This window comes from Bradyrhizobium valentinum (assembly GCF_001440405.1).
Lineage (GTDB): Bacteria > Pseudomonadota > Alphaproteobacteria > Rhizobiales > Xanthobacteraceae > Bradyrhizobium > Bradyrhizobium valentinum.
This window is the reverse complement of the sequence record NZ_LLXX01000101.1, coordinates 168,395-185,133: the sequence shown is the minus strand read 5'-3', so window position 1 is coordinate 185,133 and position 16,739 is coordinate 168,395. Positions and strand designations below refer to the sequence as shown.

At 62.4% G+C, this 16,739-nt stretch carries 23 protein-coding genes; 6 read left to right on the top strand and 17 right to left on the bottom strand.

What is annotated here, in order from left to right; all coding sequences use genetic code 11:
• On the bottom strand, window positions 1-360 hold the full coding sequence (locus tag CP49_RS15950; protein WP_057851160.1) for a hypothetical protein: 360 nt from the start codon (window positions 358-360) through the stop codon (window positions 1-3).
• Window positions 361-464: 104 nt separating this feature from the next.
• Between CP49_RS15950 and CP49_RS15945 the strand changes: the two genes are divergently transcribed.
• The 5 genes from CP49_RS15945 to CP49_RS15925 are packed head-to-tail and all read left to right on the top strand — an operon-like array spanning window position 465 to window position 4,098.
• A complete protein-coding gene (locus CP49_RS15945) occupies window positions 465-1,421 on the top strand; it encodes an ABC transporter substrate-binding protein (protein ID WP_245310708.1) in 957 nt (318 codons plus the stop codon).
• Window position 1,422: 1 nt separating this feature from the next.
• Window positions 1,423-2,160, top strand: coding sequence for an ABC transporter permease (locus CP49_RS15940; protein ID WP_057851158.1), 738 nt, complete (start codon window positions 1,423-1,425; stop codon window positions 2,158-2,160).
• Window positions 2,150-2,878: an ABC transporter ATP-binding protein gene (locus tag CP49_RS15935; protein ID WP_057851157.1), complete on the top strand. Its 729-nt coding sequence runs from the start codon at window positions 2,150-2,152 to the stop codon at window positions 2,876-2,878. Before CP49_RS15940 ends, CP49_RS15935 begins: the two co-directional genes overlap by 11 nt.
• Window positions 2,879-2,924: 46 nt before the next feature.
• Window positions 2,925-3,716 (top strand): pentapeptide repeat-containing protein, encoded by a 792-nt coding sequence (locus CP49_RS15930; RefSeq protein WP_057851156.1) that lies wholly within the window; start codon window positions 2,925-2,927, stop codon window positions 3,714-3,716.
• Between the two features lie 37 nt (window positions 3,717-3,753).
• Window positions 3,754-4,098, top strand: coding sequence for a hypothetical protein (locus tag CP49_RS15925; protein WP_057851155.1), 345 nt, complete (start codon window positions 3,754-3,756; stop codon window positions 4,096-4,098).
• Window positions 4,099-4,273: 175 nt separating this feature from the next.
• Here CP49_RS15925 and CP49_RS15920 read toward each other — a convergent pair whose 3' ends face one another.
• The 14 genes from CP49_RS15920 to phnG all read right to left on the bottom strand — a co-directional run bounded on the left by CP49_RS15920 (window position 4,274) and on the right by phnG (window position 13,965).
• Window positions 4,274-4,510: a hypothetical protein gene (locus tag CP49_RS15920; protein WP_057851154.1), complete on the bottom strand. Its 237-nt coding sequence runs from the start codon at window positions 4,508-4,510 to the stop codon at window positions 4,274-4,276.
• Between the two features lie 121 nt (window positions 4,511-4,631).
• Window positions 4,632-5,390, bottom strand: coding sequence for a hypothetical protein (locus tag CP49_RS15915; protein ID WP_245310703.1), 759 nt, complete (start codon window positions 5,388-5,390; stop codon window positions 4,632-4,634).
• A gap of 405 nt (window positions 5,391-5,795) precedes the next feature.
• Complete coding sequence (pqqA, locus tag CP49_RS42835; RefSeq protein ID WP_035728097.1) at window positions 5,796-5,876, bottom strand: pyrroloquinoline quinone precursor peptide PqqA; 81 nt, start codon at window positions 5,874-5,876, stop codon at window positions 5,796-5,798.
• A gap of 309 nt (window positions 5,877-6,185) precedes the next feature.
• Window positions 6,186-6,515, bottom strand: coding sequence for a hypothetical protein (locus CP49_RS15910; RefSeq protein ID WP_063791706.1), 330 nt, complete (start codon window positions 6,513-6,515; stop codon window positions 6,186-6,188).
• Between the two features lie 154 nt (window positions 6,516-6,669).
• Window positions 6,670-6,864 carry a hypothetical protein gene (locus tag CP49_RS44680; protein ID WP_156438464.1) on the bottom strand — a complete coding sequence of 65 codons (195 nt, stop codon included), beginning with the start codon at window positions 6,862-6,864 and terminating at the stop codon, window positions 6,670-6,672.
• 148 nt (window positions 6,865-7,012) lie between these two features.
• Complete coding sequence (locus CP49_RS15905; protein WP_057851151.1) at window positions 7,013-7,624, bottom strand: pyridoxamine 5'-phosphate oxidase family protein; 612 nt, start codon at window positions 7,622-7,624, stop codon at window positions 7,013-7,015.
• 13 nt (window positions 7,625-7,637) lie between these two features.
• Window positions 7,638-8,234, bottom strand: coding sequence for a phosphonate metabolism protein/1,5-bisphosphokinase (PRPP-forming) PhnN (phnN, locus tag CP49_RS15900; RefSeq protein ID WP_057851150.1), 597 nt, complete (start codon window positions 8,232-8,234; stop codon window positions 7,638-7,640).
• Window positions 8,231-9,382 carry an alpha-D-ribose 1-methylphosphonate 5-triphosphate diphosphatase gene (locus CP49_RS15895; RefSeq protein ID WP_057851149.1) on the bottom strand — a complete coding sequence of 384 codons (1,152 nt, stop codon included), beginning with the start codon at window positions 9,380-9,382 and terminating at the stop codon, window positions 8,231-8,233. The genes phnN and CP49_RS15895 overlap by 4 nt, the downstream gene beginning before the upstream one ends.
• 15 nt (window positions 9,383-9,397) lie before the next feature.
• Window positions 9,398-10,096, bottom strand: coding sequence for a phosphonate C-P lyase system protein PhnL (phnL, locus tag CP49_RS15890; protein ID WP_057851148.1), 699 nt, complete (start codon window positions 10,094-10,096; stop codon window positions 9,398-9,400).
• An 8-nt stretch (window positions 10,097-10,104) separates the two neighbouring features.
• On the bottom strand, window positions 10,105-10,905 hold the full coding sequence (gene phnK / locus CP49_RS15885; RefSeq protein ID WP_057851147.1) for a phosphonate C-P lyase system protein PhnK: 801 nt from the start codon (window positions 10,903-10,905) through the stop codon (window positions 10,105-10,107).
• Window positions 10,898-11,782 (bottom strand): alpha-D-ribose 1-methylphosphonate 5-phosphate C-P-lyase PhnJ, encoded by an 885-nt coding sequence (locus CP49_RS15880; RefSeq protein WP_057851146.1) that lies wholly within the window; start codon window positions 11,780-11,782, stop codon window positions 10,898-10,900. Before CP49_RS15880 ends, phnK begins: the two co-directional genes overlap by 8 nt.
• The gene (locus tag CP49_RS15875; protein ID WP_057851145.1) at window positions 11,779-12,882 is read right to left on the bottom strand and encodes a carbon-phosphorus lyase complex subunit; all 1,104 of its coding nucleotides are present in this window, start codon (window positions 12,880-12,882) and stop codon (window positions 11,779-11,781) included. Before CP49_RS15875 ends, CP49_RS15880 begins: the two co-directional genes overlap by 4 nt.
• Before the next feature lie 2 nt (window positions 12,883-12,884).
• Window positions 12,885-13,490: a phosphonate C-P lyase system protein PhnH gene (gene phnH / locus CP49_RS15870; RefSeq protein ID WP_057851144.1), complete on the bottom strand. Its 606-nt coding sequence runs from the start codon at window positions 13,488-13,490 to the stop codon at window positions 12,885-12,887.
• 1 nt (window position 13,491) lies between these two features.
• On the bottom strand, window positions 13,492-13,965 hold the full coding sequence (gene phnG / locus CP49_RS15865; protein ID WP_082646040.1) for a phosphonate C-P lyase system protein PhnG: 474 nt from the start codon (window positions 13,963-13,965) through the stop codon (window positions 13,492-13,494).
• A gap of 112 nt (window positions 13,966-14,077) precedes the next feature.
• On the opposite strand from phnG, the gene phnF reads away from it, so the two are divergent.
• Window positions 14,078-14,806 carry a phosphonate metabolism transcriptional regulator PhnF gene (gene phnF, locus CP49_RS15860; protein WP_057851143.1) on the top strand — a complete coding sequence of 243 codons (729 nt, stop codon included), beginning with the start codon at window positions 14,078-14,080 and terminating at the stop codon, window positions 14,804-14,806.
• A gap of 175 nt (window positions 14,807-14,981) precedes the next feature.
• Here the strand turns inward: phnF and phnE (CP49_RS15855) are convergent, their stop codons facing one another.
• A complete protein-coding gene (phnE, locus tag CP49_RS15855) occupies window positions 14,982-15,836 on the bottom strand; it encodes a phosphonate ABC transporter, permease protein PhnE (protein WP_057851142.1) in 855 nt (284 codons plus the stop codon).
• Window positions 15,833-16,720: a phosphonate ABC transporter, permease protein PhnE gene (gene phnE, locus CP49_RS15850; RefSeq protein ID WP_057851141.1), complete on the bottom strand. Its 888-nt coding sequence runs from the start codon at window positions 16,718-16,720 to the stop codon at window positions 15,833-15,835. The genes phnE (CP49_RS15855) and phnE (CP49_RS15850) overlap by 4 nt, the downstream gene beginning before the upstream one ends.
• Between the last annotated feature and the right edge of the window lie 19 nt (window positions 16,721-16,739).

Below are 16,739 nucleotides of genomic sequence, written 5' to 3'. Positions count from 1 at the left end.
TCAGAAACAGCGTACTTCCGCTTCGGCCTGGGCCCGCCTGAGTTCGTTGAGCGCATTTGCCGCCTGCTCGGATGTGCGGAATGGCCCGCCCATATCTCCCCGGACCTGCGACACGCTGAGCACGGTTTCCGCCGTGACATAGCGCTCATAGGGCACGAGCGAAGCGATAACATCGATCGAACAGGAGCATTGCTCGATCGCCCGCCGCGTCTCGCCATTTGCTTTCAAACAGCCGAACGCGTATTCGACGCGCGCCGACGTCGGATAATCGTTGATGTCCTGGGCGCGCGCGAGCGCTGCCATCGTCATCAGCGCCGTCAACACGGCGACAATACGTCGTACCGATCCGACAAGCGTCATCGTCTTCCTCCCACTGCTAATCGTGGAAGCTATGCTATGACTGTCCCGCTGAAAAGCAGACGTTCGAGGAAACGGCTCGAGGCGCCATGAAATTTTTTGTTCGCATGCTGCTTGCTACGATTGTTTCTGTCTCGCTCGGCACGTGCTGCAGCGCCGAGGCTTTGCGCGTTGCGGTGCAGAAGACCGGAACATTCGCCTGGGAACTCGCAGTGATCCGCGCGCACGGCCTCGACAAGCAGGCCAACCTTTCGGTCCAGGTTCTCGAACTGGCGAGCCCCGAGGCGGGTAAGATCGCGCTTCGCGCCGGGAATGCCGACATTGTGGTCACCGACTGGCTTTGGGTGTCGCGCGAACGCGGACTTGGCGCCAAACTGACATTCTATCCTTATTCGAGCGCGCTCGGCGCCGTGATGGTCCCTGCCGCCTCGCCGATCCAGACCTTGGCCGATCTCAAGGGCCGCAGGCTCGCCGTTGCAGGTGGCCCGATCGACAAGAGTTGGCTGCTGCTGCTGGCGTGGTTGAAGCAGAGCGGCATCGACCTGAAGTCGGAGGCGACGATCGCCTATGGCGCGCCGCCGCTGCTGGCTGCGAAGACGCTCAGCGGGGAAATGGATGCGACTTTGAACTACTGGAATTTCTGCGCCGGACTGGAAGCGAAGGGTTTCCGCCGCATCGCCGGCATTGAGGATCTGCTGCCGAAACTCGGCGCCAAGGGCCGCACCGCGATGATCGGCTACGTCTTCGACGAAAAATGGGCGAACGCAAACCAGGACAAAATTGCCCGCTTCATCGCCATGACCCGCGCGGCGAAGGAGATCCTGTCGACCTCGGATGCGGAGTGGGAGAAAATTGCGCCACTGACCGGCGCTCCCGACGACGCAACGCTGCGCGCCTATCGCGATCGCTATCGGGAGGGAATTCCACGTCGCCCGGTCGCCGACGAAGAAGCCGACGCGCGCATTCTCTACCGCGTGCTGGCCGACATCGGCGGCCGCGAACTTGTCGGGCCGGCGCCCGAACTCGATTCCGGGACATTCTATCACGCGATCCCGGGAGGCTAAGGTGCCGCGCCTGCTGTCATTCGCCGTGCTGCTCGCAACCTGGTGGATCGGCTCGCTGTTTGCCGGTGACGCGAAGCTGCCACCTCCACCCACCGTGCTCACGGTCATGATTGCGGAAGCCAGGTCAGGTGACTTATTCTTCCATCTCGGCTTGACGTTGGCGCGCGTTACGCTCGCCTTCACGCTGGCGATGTCGCTGGGCGCCGCAATTGGATACCTGATGGGCCGGGTACGGCTTGCCGATCGGCTGGGCGACCCCTGGCTGATCCTGCTGCTCAATCTGCCGGCGCTCGTGGTCATCGTGCTCGCCTACATCTGGGCTGGATTGACCGAAGTCGCCGCAATTGCGGCAATCGCCATCAACAAGCTCCCGACAGCCGTCGTTACGCTGCGCGAGGGCGCGCGTGCCCTCGAGGCGGCGCTTGACGAAATGGCGACCGTCTTTGCGTTGCCGCGCTGGAAGAAGTTCCGGCACGTCATTTTGCCGCAACTGTCGCCCTATATCGCAGCCGCCGCGCGATCAGGACTTTCCCTGGTATGGAAGATCGTCCTGGTTGCGGAGTTGCTCGGACGTCCGAACGGTGTTGGCTTCGAGATTGGCGTGGCGTTCCAGTTGTTCGACATTCCGCTATTGCTTGCCTATTCACTGAGCTTCGCGGCGGTCGTGCTCCTCATTGAAACCTTGTTGGTGCAGCCATTTGAGGCCCGGCTATCCCGGTGGCGTCCCCGTGCGGCTTGAGGTCGATATCGCCAGCAAGACGTTCAAAAGCGCGGCGGGCGAACAGCACGACGTGATCGCCGGCGTGGCCTTTACACTTGATGCAGGAGAAGTTGGTGTACTGGTCGGTCCATCCGGCTGCGGCAAGAGCACGATGCTGCGGATTCTCGCCGGCCTCGACCACGACTTTCAAGGCCGCGTCTCACGTCCCGCCGGCGCGCGCATCGGGTTCGTGTTCCAGGAGCCACGGCTGCTGCCCTGGCGCTCGGTCGAAGAAAATGTGCGACTTGTCGCGCCTCTGGCCAATGAGGCGAAGCTTTCAGCCCTCTTCGAAATTCTGGAACTGAAGGCACATCGCAACCATTTTCCCGGCGAGTTATCGCTCGGCCTCGCCCGGCGCGTCGCCCTCGCCCGCGCGTTCGCCATCGAGCCGGAGTTTCTCATTCTCGACGAACCGCTGGCCTCGCTCGATGTCGCCCTCGCCGCCCGTCTGCGCGATGAGATCGCCATGTTGATCGGTGGCCGTTCCGTGATAACCCTGCTGGTCACTCATGACGTGGATGACGCAGTTCGCCTTGGCGACCGCCTGTTTCTGCTGTCGCCGCGCCCGGCGCGGGTTCTCGCCGAGCTGCCTATCCGCACACCGCGCAGCAAGCGCGGCGACGCCGAGATAGCCGCAATCACGTTGGACATCATGCGGCGGATCAACGGCGCTCCCGCCGAGCGGGATGCCTCATAGGCAGCGCTTGAGGCCGGTGCTAAGATACGTCATTGGTGGGTTGGAGATGAAACGCTCGATCGGAATCGCAGCGCTCGGTCTTGCGCTTGTCGCCATGACGGCGACGGCGCAGGACATGATGCGTCACGTGGACCTGTCATCGCCCGATATGGTCTCTGCTGAAATGACCCGTGCCGAGGTCGAGGCCGCGCTCGCGGCGGCGACAACCGCTGCGCCTGCCGATTTCACAGGAAAGCGATTGTCCGGCCTCGATCTCTCCGGGCTCAGCCTGTCCGGCGCGATTTTTCGCGCGGCACGGCTCAACAAGACAAAGCTCGCCGGTGCCAGGCTCGACCGTGCCATCCTCGACCAGGCATGGCTGCTCGAGGCGGACCTGACCGGCGCAAGCCTGAAGGGCGCAAACCTGTTCGCTGCGCAGATGGCGCGCGCCCGCCTGGACGGTGCCGATCTTTCGGGCGCGCGCGTCGCTGCTGATCTCACCGGCGCCAGCCTTGTCGGAGCTTCAATCGCAGGAGCAAATCTGGGCGCCGACATGCGCAATCAATCGATGGGCCTGATGCGCGCGATCCTGAAATCCGCCAATCTAGAAAGGCTGAACGCACGCGGCGCCGACCTGTCGCGCGTCGATCTTGAGTTTGCCTCACTGAAAGGCGCCGACCTGACAGGCGCCTCTCTCAAGGGCGCCCAACTCGGAGGGGCCGACCTCACGGGTGTGACAGCCACCAACACCGATTTCGACGGCGCCGATCTCGCTTCAGTGAAATTGACCGATCCAGTCGGCCTCGACCAGGCAAAGAATTTTGACAGGGCGAAAAACCGTGACCGTCTGATAAGGTAGCGACGGCTCCAGGTTCATTTTGGAAAGGATTTGCTTGATGGGACGGATACTGGCCTTGGTCGCATTGTTGTTGGCGAGCACCGGCGAACTTGCCGCACAGGGCAAAGGCATCCGGCTCTGGAACCTGACCACCTCGACCGTTTCGGAGTTTCAGCTTTCCCCGGTCGGAAAGAACGATTGGGGTCCCAACCAAACCCTGAACGACAAGGACAAGGAAGTCGATCATGATGAGCGCCTGCGCATAACGGGAGTGGAGCCGGGAAGCTATGACGCCAAGATCGGCTATCGCGGCTCGAAACATTGCTTTGTGCGCGGCATTGAAATCAAGGCCGATGCCGTGTTTTCGATCGCGGACAAGGATTTGAAAGACTGCAACAAGTAGCCGCGACAGCCTTTCCGCCGACGATAGCTCTACTGCGTCACAGTCGTTTAAACCCTCATCCTGAGGAGCCCGCGGAGCGGGCGTCTCGAAGGATGTAGGCCACAGACGGGCCTCATGGTTCGAGACGCGCTTCGCGCTCCTCACCATGAGGAGCTCATGACGCAGTAGGAATAGCTCAGCCTACGGACCACACGGCGTCCTGGAATGCCTTTTGGTTGTTACGTGGATACTCGCAACGCCATTTGACCGCGGTCCATTTCGGATGCTCGCTAACCCACTGCGCGATGTAGGGCTGCGCAGCCATGGTGCACTGCCGTAACGAAACATCTGAAGAGAAGACCAGATGGGTTTCCTCGCAGGTGGTCGGCGAGAGCACCGCACAGACGGTCACGATCAAATCTATTGGAGTCATGCCTGATATCCCTTGAGTTGCTCCCCGATTGATAACGCAAAAAGCTACGGTAACGGGCGTCCTAAAGTTTCACTACCCCGTGACAAGCCGGAACCGGGCCGCGGACGTGGCCTCCAGCCCCCTAAAAGTTAACGCCAAATACCAGCCGTGCCTGATGGCGCTCGAAATTGACGAGATCAAGGTTGGCCGTTGACCCGGCCGGACGCCCCCATGCCTGAACGCTCCAGCTCGCGGTCAGTCGCGAGCGTTTCGACAGTTGGAAATACGCGGTCGGACCGACAAATAACACCTGTCCTGCAAGTTCCTCCAAACCGGTCCCTTCATATTTTCGCAAGTAACGCGCTTCACCGCCCAACAGGAAACCCGGACTCAACTGCGCCATTATCGCAAGCGCCGCACCTGCGGTGGATTCCAGCTCCATCGCGCCACTACCGATACCGCGCGTCCACTCCGGTTCGTAGATCAGGTTGAACGCCGCGACAATGCGGTTCGGCACGAGCTCCCGGTCGAATGCCAGCCTGAACTCCGTCCCGAAACTGCGGACCCTTTCAGCCGTGGTCTCATCGACACGATGAGCATGCGCTTCCGCCGCGAGCGTGAGCCCGAATAGAGCCGTTTCCCGATCGAGAAAGCGGTAGCGCAGATCGACCGACCCGCCCTGCCACGATAGCCGGCGCTGGTCGTCAACACCCGGCACGCCACTGATCAGATGTGACGCAAATGTGCTGCCGATCTCGATTCGAAAATTCCGGACAGGCACAAACTCCAGTTCGAACTCCTGGCCTACGGCCCCGTAACGCCTGCTGTTCTTGCCGAAGCGCCCGGTCGTCTCGCTTTGAAACTCCCGTTCGCCGACATTGCCGATATCGGTGCCGATCATGAAGCCGAACAGATGCTCGGTATCGACGCTCTCGGCATGGCCGCAGGCCGGCAGCAGCGCTGCAAGAGACACGACCGCCGCCTGGAAGGTCTTTGCACGCGTCGATATTCGCATTCAGCGGGTCATGGGGTTGAACCGGTAAGTCCGGCGGAGTCGGCCGAGGACATACCTAGCATGATGCCGGGACGATCGGCGAGCCATGGGAACGCTTGGAATGCAGGTCGGAACCGAGAGGATTCTTGACCGGCTTGGCTTGCGGCAGCCGTCAACAAGGGATTCCTGACCACTTTGGCAGGATCCGCGCCCTGTTTTGCTGCAGGCGGTGGAATTTTCTGGGGATCGTACAGCTTGCCCGACCCGCGGCAACAAGCTGTTGCCGGAGCCGGGCAGACCGTTTCGACGCGCTTATTTACGCGCCGCGCAGGCGTACATGTTGATTTCCATGCCCACCGACACTTCCACGATCTTCGGAGTTTTCCAACTCATCAGGGTTTCTCCCAAGCAGTGTTGGCACGACGTTCGTACCGGCATCAAAACTAGGTTGACCTCGAACGTAGCGCAAGCACGGAAGAGCGGATGTTGACGGTATACCGACGCACCCGACACCGGAAACTTCCCTCTTGGACAAACCTACTTCGCTTTTGGACAAAATGAGCGAGCGAAAGCGGCGGATCGACGCATGCGTCGTCGGCCACAATTCGTGAATTCGGTTTGTCTTCGACGACGGACACTCCGGTGAAGATGCCGACGGGCTTGCCGAAGCGGCGACTCCGTCACGGCTTCGGCTCCGCGCCTTCAGCAATCCTTGTCTGCCTCTGTGGTCTTGCTGTCAGCTTTGGCGCCTTCAGCCTGCTGCGCAGCCGTCGGCTCGCCTTGCATCTGCCGCTGCGTATCCTGCGAAGATGCCGCAACATCTCCGGTCGATTGATTCATCTTATCGGTCGGCGGATGTTGACTGGTGCTACTGGCCATACCCGTTGTTTGGCTTTCACCCATCTTCGCCGGTCCGGAGCCAGCGTCTCTGAGGTTGGCGGCACGGCCCGTGTCACACGGACCCGCCAACGCTGCGCCGGCGCTCAAAACGAGGATGGAGCAACCAGCAATCATGAGCTGTTTCATCTTCATCTGCTCTCCTTTCTCTTGGAGCACGCACAACGTGATGAGAGGCAACTGACCCATTGCTTGCAGGTTCCGGGTGGCTACGCGAATCCTGACGTGTTTAATCTGGCGCCCGAGTTCTCTTGGCGAGGCCGGCTATGGAACCGATTCACTTGAGGGTTCACTTGGGTTTGATCAGTTTTCTTTTTGCCGTGTGCGTCGCATCGAGCGCTTTTGCGCAGGACAGGCAGCCTGACCAAAGCGCACCAAACGCTGAAACGGCTGTGCCCGCCAGCGGGCCATCACTCACCGGGAAAGAACGCATGGGCAGGAAGTGGATGGACGAGCAACGGATCGATAATTGCAACGTGCCCATCGACAAGCGCGGGCAGAAGCCGCGGCCGGGGAATTGCCTGCATTCTCCCTCGGGATGATGCGTGGCCACTGACGACGACGCTAGCCTGATGCAACTGATGCGAACTCATCGTCTGCGCAAATTCGCATCGCTGAGCAGGCACGGTGCCCTACCACATCGTCTGCCGGGCGCGTTCCGGCCATTCCCGATCGTACTTCTCGCCGCCGACGGTGTTGTCGCTCATCTCGGCAAGGATCTGGCCGGGCGTCGGTAAGGCCCTTGGGTCGACGCGCTTGTCGGGATTCCAGAGATCGGAACGTACGATGGCGCGTGCGCACTGGAAATAAACCTCCTCCACCGCGATGACAATGACGGTGCGCGGCGCCTTGCCCTCCATCTTGAACGATGCGAGAAGCTCCGGATCGGCCGAGACATGCGCGCGGCCGTTGATGCGCAGCGTGCTGCCGGAGCCCGGGATGAGAAACAACAGCGCCACCCTCGGATCGCGCACGATGTTGCGCAGCGAGTCGCAGCGGTTGTTGCCGCGGCGATCCGGCATCATCAGCGTCTTCTCGTCATGGATACGAACGAAGCCCGGCAAGTCGCCACGGGGCGAACAGTCCAGCCCCTCCGGCCCGCAGGTCGCCAGCGCAGCAAATGGCGACTTGTCCATCAGCGCCCGATAGGCCGGCGTGACCCTGTCCGCGACCTTCACGGTCGAGGCATCGTTCGGAAAGCCGTAGATGGCCTCGAGTTGCTCGATCGTCGCGACAACGGTCATTTCCGGTCTCCTGTCATTCGTCCCATCTCTCGCCCTTGATCACGCGCACAAGCTGGCGGGCATGGTATTCGGCGCTGCTGATGTTGACGATGGTAACGTCGGGTGCAGCCGAGGCATCCTCCACCGTGCGGCGCAGGCGGTTTTCGACCATGCCGTCGCTGCTTCGTGCGCGCATCGCAATCCGCTCAGCCAGCACGTTCGGCGGCGCCGTGATTGAAATCACCACCACGTCGGCATAGGCGCGGCGCATTGCGCCAATAACCGTACGCGATACGTTGGCGACGATGGTTCGCCCGGCGCGGATTTCATCGTCGATCGCGCGCGACAGTGCGTAATGGTGGCCGTGGGCTTCCCAATGCATGGCATATTCGCCACGCGTCAATGCTTCCTGAAACGTGCCGATGCTGACCTCTTCGTTTTCCTCCGATGCCGACGCTTCACGCGTAATCACGCGGCGTGGAAATACAACGTTGCCATCATCAGCACAGGCTGCCTTGGCAAGGCCGAGCAGCGTATCCTTGCCCGCGCCGCTCGGGCCGACCACGAGCACCAACCGGCCCGGCCCGATTGCAGCGATTTGATCTGTGGTGGTTATCAGCGTCTCCGTCATGCGACCCGCCACCCTTCTCGCCAGACGCTGCGCACCACCGGAATGCCCCGGGCGACATGCACCCGGATCAGATCGGCGCGCTTGCCGGCTGCGATCTCGCCACGGTCCGCAAGGCCGACGGCTTCAGCCGGCGTCTTGGTGACGGTGCGGATGGCGGAGGCCAGATCGATCGCCGGAACCTGCTGCGGCAGCTGCAGCGCGGCCATCAGCAGACTCGAGGGAATGTAGTCGGACGACAGGATATCCAGAAGTCCGTCCCGGGCGAGATCGATGGCGGCGATGTTGCCGGAGTGCGAGCCGCCCCGGACCACGTTCGGCGCGCCCATCAAAATGTCGATGCCTGCCCGGTGCAGCCCGCGCGCGGCTTCCATCGTGGTCGGGAATTCCGCCACCGAAACGCGTTCCTGTATTGCGTCGGCGACGTTTTCCTCGGTCGTGTCGTCGTGGCTGGCGAGCGGAATTTCATATTGATGCGCAAGGGCCACGATTTCGCGCATGTTGCTTGCGGCATACGCCTTCTGATAGTGGAAGCGCTTCTCGAACAGCGCATCGAGCTCGGCGTCGGTCCTGCCGCCCCCTTTTCCGCGGTAATAGTCGCGCAGCTTAACCTCGTCGCGGAACTGGCGCTGCCCCGGCGTATGGTCCATCAGCGACATCAGCCGCACGTCCGGCCGGTCAATCAGCTCCTTGGCCTCCTCGACCACGCTTGGCATCGGGATTTCGCAGCGCAGGTGCAGGAAGTGATCGGCCCGGAGCAGGTTCGCGTCGCGCGCGGATGTGATCGCTTCCGCGAGCACGCCTGCCCTGCCGTCAACCTCCTCGGCGCCGTCCTCGCGCCAGACCCGCAGCGAATCCAGCACGGTGGTGATGCCTGAAGTGGCCAACTGCCCGTCATAGGAGACTACCGCCGCGATCGGATCCCAGAATACTTTCGGGCGCGGTACATAGTGCATTTCGAGATGGTCGGTGTGCAGCTCGATCAGGCCGGGCATGATAAGATCGCCGCCGGCGTCTTCGCTGCCTGCCGGCGCGCTTCCCTCGCCGAACTCGGCGATGCGGCCGTCGGCGAAAGCGACCCAGCCGCGCTCGATCACGCGATCGGCCAGCACGATGCGGGCGTTACCGAGGACAGTTTCTGGCCTAGTCATTTCACATCTCTTCCTTCAAGCCGCGGCGGCAAATGACGTCACGTCTACGATCCGGTCGGCGATCAGATGGCGAATTTCGTCGTCATGGACGATCGCCACCATCGCGACCCCCTGTCGCTTCTTCTGCCCGATCAACTCGACGACAACAGCGCGATTGGCCGCATCGAGCGAGGCGGTCGGTTCGTCCAGCAGCAAAATGGGCAGATCGGAAATGAACCCGCGCGCAATGTTGACCCGCTGCTGCTCGCCGCCGGAGAACGTCGACGGCGGCAGCGCCCATAGCCGCTCGGGAATGTTGAGGCGGCGCAGCAGTGCGCCCGCCTGCTCGCGGGCTTTCGCGCGTGCGAATCCGTTCGCAATCAAGGGCTCCGCCACCACGTCGATGGTAGCGACCCGCGGCACGGCGCGCAGGAATTGGCTGACATACCCGATAGTCGAGCGGCGCACACTGAGCACCTGCCGCGGCTCGGCCGTGACAAGATCGATCACCGCGCCTCGGTGCCGGATCCCGATCCGGCCGCCATCGCAGCGGTAATTGCCAAAGATCATTTTCAGGATCGAGGATTTGCCGGCACCTGAAGGGCCCGACAACACCACGCATTCCCCCGGCTCGACCTGAAACGAGACGCCGCGCACCACCGGCAGCTCGACGCCGCCCTGCATATGCATGGTGAAGGTCTTTTCGGCGTTGGTGATGTCGATCATCGCAGTCATTGGCGCGCTCAAACCGGCAGGATCGAGGAGACGAGCAATTGGGTGTAGGGTTCGCGGGGGTCGTCGAGTACCTGATCGGTCAGGCCGGTTTCGATGACGCGGCCGCCCTTCATCACCATCACGCGATGCGACAATAGCCGCGCCACCGCGAGATCATGGGTGACGACGATGGCGGCAAGGCCGAGCTCGCTGACCAGATTGCGCATCAGATCGAGCAGCCGGGCCTGCACCGATACGTCGAGCCCGCCGGTTGGCTCGTCCATGAATACCAGGCGCGGCTCGGTGACCAGATTGCGCGCAATCTGCAGCCGCTGCCGCATGCCGCCCGAATAGGTCCGCGGCGCGTCATCGACGCGGGCGGTATCGATCTCGACGCGCTCCAGCCAGGACGAGGCGGTATCGCGGATGCGGCCGTAGTGATTCCAACCCACCGCCATCAGCCGCTCGCCGACATTGGCGCCGGCCGAGACCGCCATCCGCAGGCCCTGCGCGGGATCCTGGTGCACATAGCCCCAGTCGGTGCGGAACAGAAAGCGCCGCTCGGCTTCGCCAAGGCTTGCGAGGTCGCGCAACACGCCGTCCCGCATGCGGTATGACACGCACCCACCAGTCGGCGCGAGCTGCGCCGACAACAATTGCAGCAGCGTGGACTTTCCCGATCCGGACTCGCCGACGATCGCCAGCACCTCGCCGGGGTAGAGCGCAAAGGATACGTCACGGCAGGCAGTCAACCGGCCGTAGTTCTTGCCGAGGTGATCGGCGACCAGAAGCGGCTGGTCGTCCTGCACGAGAGTGCCGGGCTCAGACATGTGCCCTCTCCTTGTGCGGCGCGGCGCTCTCGCTGCCGCGATGGCCGGCCTGCTGACGCTGCTCGCAATAATCGGTGTCCGAACAGACGAACATCCGCCCGCCCTTGTCGTCGGTGACGATCTCGTCCAGGTAGGAATCGCCGGCGCCGCATAGCGCGCAGGGCGCGTCGAAGCGGTAGCGCGTGAACGGGTGATCCTCGAAGTCGAGCGATACCACGTCGGTGTGCGGCGGGATCGCGTAGATGCGCTTCTCGCGCCCTGCACCGAACAATTGCAGCGCCGGGCAATTGTCCATCTTCGGATTGTCGAATTTCGGCGTCGGCGACGGGTCCATTACATAGCGCGCATTCACCTTCACCGGATAGGCATAGGAGGTCGCGATATGGCCGAAGCGCGCAATATCCTCATACAGCTTGACATGCATCAGGCCGTATTCGCCGAGCGCATGCATGCGCCGCGTCTCGGTCTCGCGCGGCTCCAGGAACCGGAGCGGCTCGGGGATCGGCACCTGATAGACCAGCACCTGTCCTGCATGCAGCGGCGCTTCAGGAATCCGGTGCCGGGTCTGGATCACGGTGGCATCCGTCGTAGACGTCGTGGTCGCGACGCCGGCCGTCTTGCCGAAGAATTTTCGGATCGAGATCGCATTGGTGGTGTCGTCCGAGCCTTGATCGATCACCTTCAGCACATCGTCGGGCCCGAGGATCGCCGCCGTCACCTGCACGCCGCCGGTTCCCCAGCCATAAGGCATCGGCATTTCACGGCTGGCGAACGGCACCTGGTAACCGGGAATCGCGATCGCCTTGAGGATCGCGCGGCGGATCATCCGTTTGGTCTGTTCGTCGAGATAGGCGAAATTGTAAGCCGGCGCGTTCATTCCGCGGCCTCCTGCATTGGCGGCGCCTCATTCGCCACGGCAAACTCTTTCCGCAATTTACGCAGCAGGCCGAGCTCGGATTGGAAATCGACGTAATGCGGCAGCTTGAGATGTTCGACGAAGCCGGTCGCCTGCACATTGTCCGAGTGCGACATTACGAATTCCTCGTCTTGGGCCGGCGCGATCACTTCCTCGCCGAGTTCGCGGGCGCGCAGGGTGCGGTCGACCAGCGCCATCGACATGGTCTTGCGCTCGCTTTGCCCGAACGCCAGACCATAGCCGCGCGTAAAACACGGCGCTTGCGTCGCCGAGCCCTTGAACTGGTTGACCATCTGGCATTCGGTCAGCGCGACCGAGCCCAGCGGAACGGCGAAGCCGGCATCTTCGGCCATGAACTCAACCTCAACCTCGCCGAAGCGGATTTCGCCAGCAAAGGGATGGTTGCGGCCATAGCCGCGCTGCGACGAATAGCCGAGCGCCAGCAGAAAGCCCTCATCGGCGCGCGCCAGGTTTTGCAGGCGCAAGTCACGATCAGCCGGAAAACTCAACGGTTCGCGCGTCAAATCGCCGACCGGAACATCCGCCTCCGCCGGCGGCGACGGCTCGATCAGGCCGTCGCGGCCGAGAATGTCGGTCACACGCGGAGTCGCGCCCGTGGACGCCTCACCGGTCGCGGGCGCATCGGGCGCTGCCCCATCAGCAAGTTGCGGATCCAGCAGGCGATGGGTGTAATCGAAAGTGGGGCCAAGGACCTGGCCGCCCGGAATATCCTTGAACGTCGAGGAAATCCGGCGACGCACCTGCATCGCGCCGGTATCGACCGGTTCGGTCGCACCGAAGCGTGGCAGCGTCGCGCGGAAGGCGCGTACCAGGAAGATGGCCTCGATCAGGTCGCCGCGCGCCTGCTTGATGGCCAGCGCCGCAAGTTCGCGGTCGTACAGCGAGCCCTCGGTCATGACGCGGTCGACGCCGAGCGAAAGCTGCTCGGATATCTGAGCCAGCGACAATTCTGGAATGTCGCGATCGCCGCGCCGCTCATGCGCCAGCAGACGGTGGGCGTTCTCGATGGCGCGCTCGCCTCCCTTGACGGCAACATACATGGTCAGCCTCCCCTCGCCAGGCGCGTCGTGCGCGGTATTGCAACGATGGCGTCATCATGGACCAGTACGACATCGATGCCGCGCGGGAACAGCGCGGCATTGATGGCAAGCCGCTCGAACAGATCCTGCGGCTGGATTGAAGCGCGCAGCGCCGCCGTGCCGTTGATGCCGGGGCCCTGCAACTCGACAAAGGGGCCATCCGTCAGGCTTTCGACCTGCAGAATCAGCGTCGTCGAACGGTCCGGATATTCATTGCTGCCGAACGCGAAGCGATCGAGCGACAGGAGATTTTCGGGATCGCCCGCCAGCGCAAAACTGGCGATCGACGAATCCGAGACGACTGGCGCGCTGGTGTGGAACTTGAGCCATTTGGCGACTTCCGGCGTCGCCGACATCCCCCCATCCAGCCAGACCGGCGTATCATGGTCGAACAGGGTCAACGCGATTGCAGCCGTGCCGCGCATCATTGCGGACGGCGTCCCTGCCGCGGATACAATGCGCTGAACACTGCCCGGTCGCGCCATCGCATCCATGACAGAGCGGAAAGTCGATTGCGCCGACAACACCTTGTCGGCGAAACCCGCGGGCAATTCGGCAACAGTCGTCATGTCAGCCCTCACCACGCACCAATGTGTAGAAGTCAACCCGCGTCGCCGCGGCCTCAGCAGCCTTGCGGCTGCGCTCCTTGATCATCGCCTCACGCAGCGGCGCGATCACCTCGGCCTCAACTGCGGCGGCGAATTCGTCCGACTGCACCATGGCATCGCACAGCGCGATCAGCTTCGCCTTCTCGCTGTCGCGGCCCAGCGTGTAGCCGAAGCCGACCTCACCGGTCGACAGCCGCACCGCGGCGCGCGATACCGTCGCCTCGCCGAGATTGAACGGCGCGCCGTCGCCGCCGACGCGGCCGCGCACCATGACGAGTCCATTCTCGGGCTCGCGCAGGTCTTCGTGCACCGGTAGTGCGATCATCCCGAGACGTCCCGCGATATCCGTCGTTGCGGAATGGGCCAGCACCGCCATCACCGCCTTGCGCCGCGCCTGCCCGCCGTTTTCGCCCGCCAGACTTTCGTTACCCGCCATCACATCGACCTTGCCGGAATCAAGTTGTCTATGATACTAGACAACTTGATAACGAAGCGCCATGACTGTTTAGTGACAATGAGGTGATTTTTCCGATGCCCCATTTTGTTCCATGAGCGTCCAGGACGCGCCTTCCGGCGTCGCCTTGTGGCGCCAGGTCGCCGACGGCATCGAGCGCGGCATTGCCGACGGCCGCTTTGCCGCCGGCGAAAAGCTGCCGGGCGAGATCGAGATCGCCGAGACCTATCGGGTCAACCGCCACACGGTGCGCCGGGCGCTCGCCACGCTCGCCGAACGCGGTCTGGTGCGCGCCGAGCGCGGCAGCGGCACCTATGTCGAGGCCCGGCGCATCGCCTACCCCTTGCGCTCACGGACGCGGTTTTCCGAGATCGTCGGCGCCGGCGGCCGGGAGCCGCGCGGCCAGTTGATTGAGGCGACTGATGACGTTGCGACACGCGAGCTGGCGCGCGAGCTTGGATTGAAAACCGGCGCACCTTTGATCCGGATCGAGTCCGTACGGCTTGCCGACCGCACGCCGATCTGCGTCAGCACCACCTGGCTTTCGGCCGAGCGCTTCCCCGACGCCGGACGGATCTTCGCCAATGTGCGCTCGATGACCAAGCTGCTGGCGCATTACGGCATTCGCGACTATCGCCGGACCTCGACCCGGATCACGGCCGGTATCGTGGAGGCTACCGACGCCGCGCGGCTGGACCTCGCGCTCGGACGCCCGATCCTCGTGGTCGACAGCACCGACGTCGATATCGACGGCCAGCCGCTCGTCACCAAGCGCGCGCGGTTTGCCGCTGAACGGGTCGAATTCGTGGTCGAGAGCGGCTAGCCTAGCCACGAGCTCGTCGGGTGGGCAAAGCGAAGCGTGCCCACCATCTGCTAGACCTCATCCTGAGGAGCGCGTCTTCGCGCTCGAAGGATGGATGGCACCAGCGGGGCCACATGGTTCGAGACGGCGCCTCGCGCCTCCTCGCCATGAGGGTCCAGTAATCGCTACGGATTGGTCACGCGATTGGCCGCTGCCCGATGATCGCGAAACGCAGTTTGCTCGAGATCCAGTCAATTGCCGATACCGTCATCAGGATAAGCAAAATCAAAAACGAAACCTTTTGCCATTCCAGCACCCGGATTTGTTCGGCAAGCTGAAGTCCAATCCCACCTGCTCCGACAATTCCGATAATCGTCGCCGACCGCGTATTGGATTCAAAATAGTAGAGCACCTGGCTCAACAAGATCGGAAAGACCTGTGGCAACAACCCGAACCGGACGCTATGGAGATGGTTGCCCCCTGATGACCGGACTCCCTCAGCGGGGTTCTTGTCAGCAGCCTCGATCGCTTCCGAGAATAACTTTCCAAAAGTCCCAAAATCGCTGCAGATGACCGCAAGGATACCTGCAAACGGGCCAAGTCCCACGATACCAACCCAGATGAGGGCCCAGATCAGGGTATCGACACCACGGATGGTATCGAGACTGCGGCGCGTCAAAAGGTGGATGATCCGGTTTGCAACCACATTGCGCGCCGCCAGCAGGGATATGGGCAACGCGAGCAGGGCCCCGCCCAGCGTGCCAAGAAATGCGATCGAAACCGTCTCTCCAAGCGCATGCAGATATTTCAATACTTCCGCCCAAGAACCAGGATGGGGCGGCAACATCAGCTGAACGAATCCACCCAGCCTGACCATTCCATCAGAGAGCCGGTGAAAGGGAATGTCGAGCTGGACGATCCCGAACAGAAAAAGCGCAACCGCTCCGCCAACGCCTATTGCGATTTTTCCCCGGTGCCACCAGTCCGGGCGGAAAATATCCGGATGACGCGCAACGATGCTGACCTGGTTTTCCAAACCGAAGGAATTCATCTCGCGGAGCCCTCCAGCCCGAGGAGCCGGTGGCGCACCCGCTCCGTGGTAAAGTCGATCAACATGACGGTGACGACAATGAGCAAAAGGATGGCGCTGACGTCCGTGTAGTAGAATTTGCGGACGGCCTCGATCAACTCCTGCCCGATCCCGCCGGCGCCGACAAAGCCCATCACCGCTGCGCCGCGCACGTTGATCTCGAATCTCAGCAGGGCATAGCTTACGAAGTTCGAAAGAACCTGAGGCACCGCGCCAAACCGGACAATCTGAAGCCAATTCCCTCCGCTCGCCGCCACCCCCTCGATCGGTTTGTTATCGATATTCTCGACAACTTCGGCGAACTGCTTGCCCAGCGCACCGGTGGTATGGATTGCGATGGCGAGAACGCCCGGCAGTGCCCCAAGACCAAATGCCAACACAAAGATCAGGGCAAAGACGATCTCCGGCACGGTCCTGCAAAATTCGAGAACGCGCCGTGTGACAAAAACGGTGGTACGCGACCTTACGAGATTGGCCGATGCAAGGAAGCAGAGAACGAAGCCGCATATCGCTCCCGTGAGGGTTCCCATATACGCAATCAGCAACGTATCTCCGAGAAGCTGCGTCCAGCGGGGCAGTCCCCAAAACCATTCCGAGAGATCAACCCACGCCGTCGAGAACGAAAACTTGGGGGCGATGCTGGCAAAATAGGCCGGCAAGCGCCAGAAATTCTCGGCGAACTTCCAAAGATTGACATCGCCCATCCAGCCGGCGGCGATCGTGGCGGCGATCAGGACCGCCAAACCCAGCCATACGCGCCGCCGCTTCGCGGCAACCGCAGCCGCATAGCGATCGGCAAGCTCTCGCAGCCTGGCTTCCGGGAATTCGGGGACTGCTGTTCGCATGGGATGTTCAGGAGAGAGA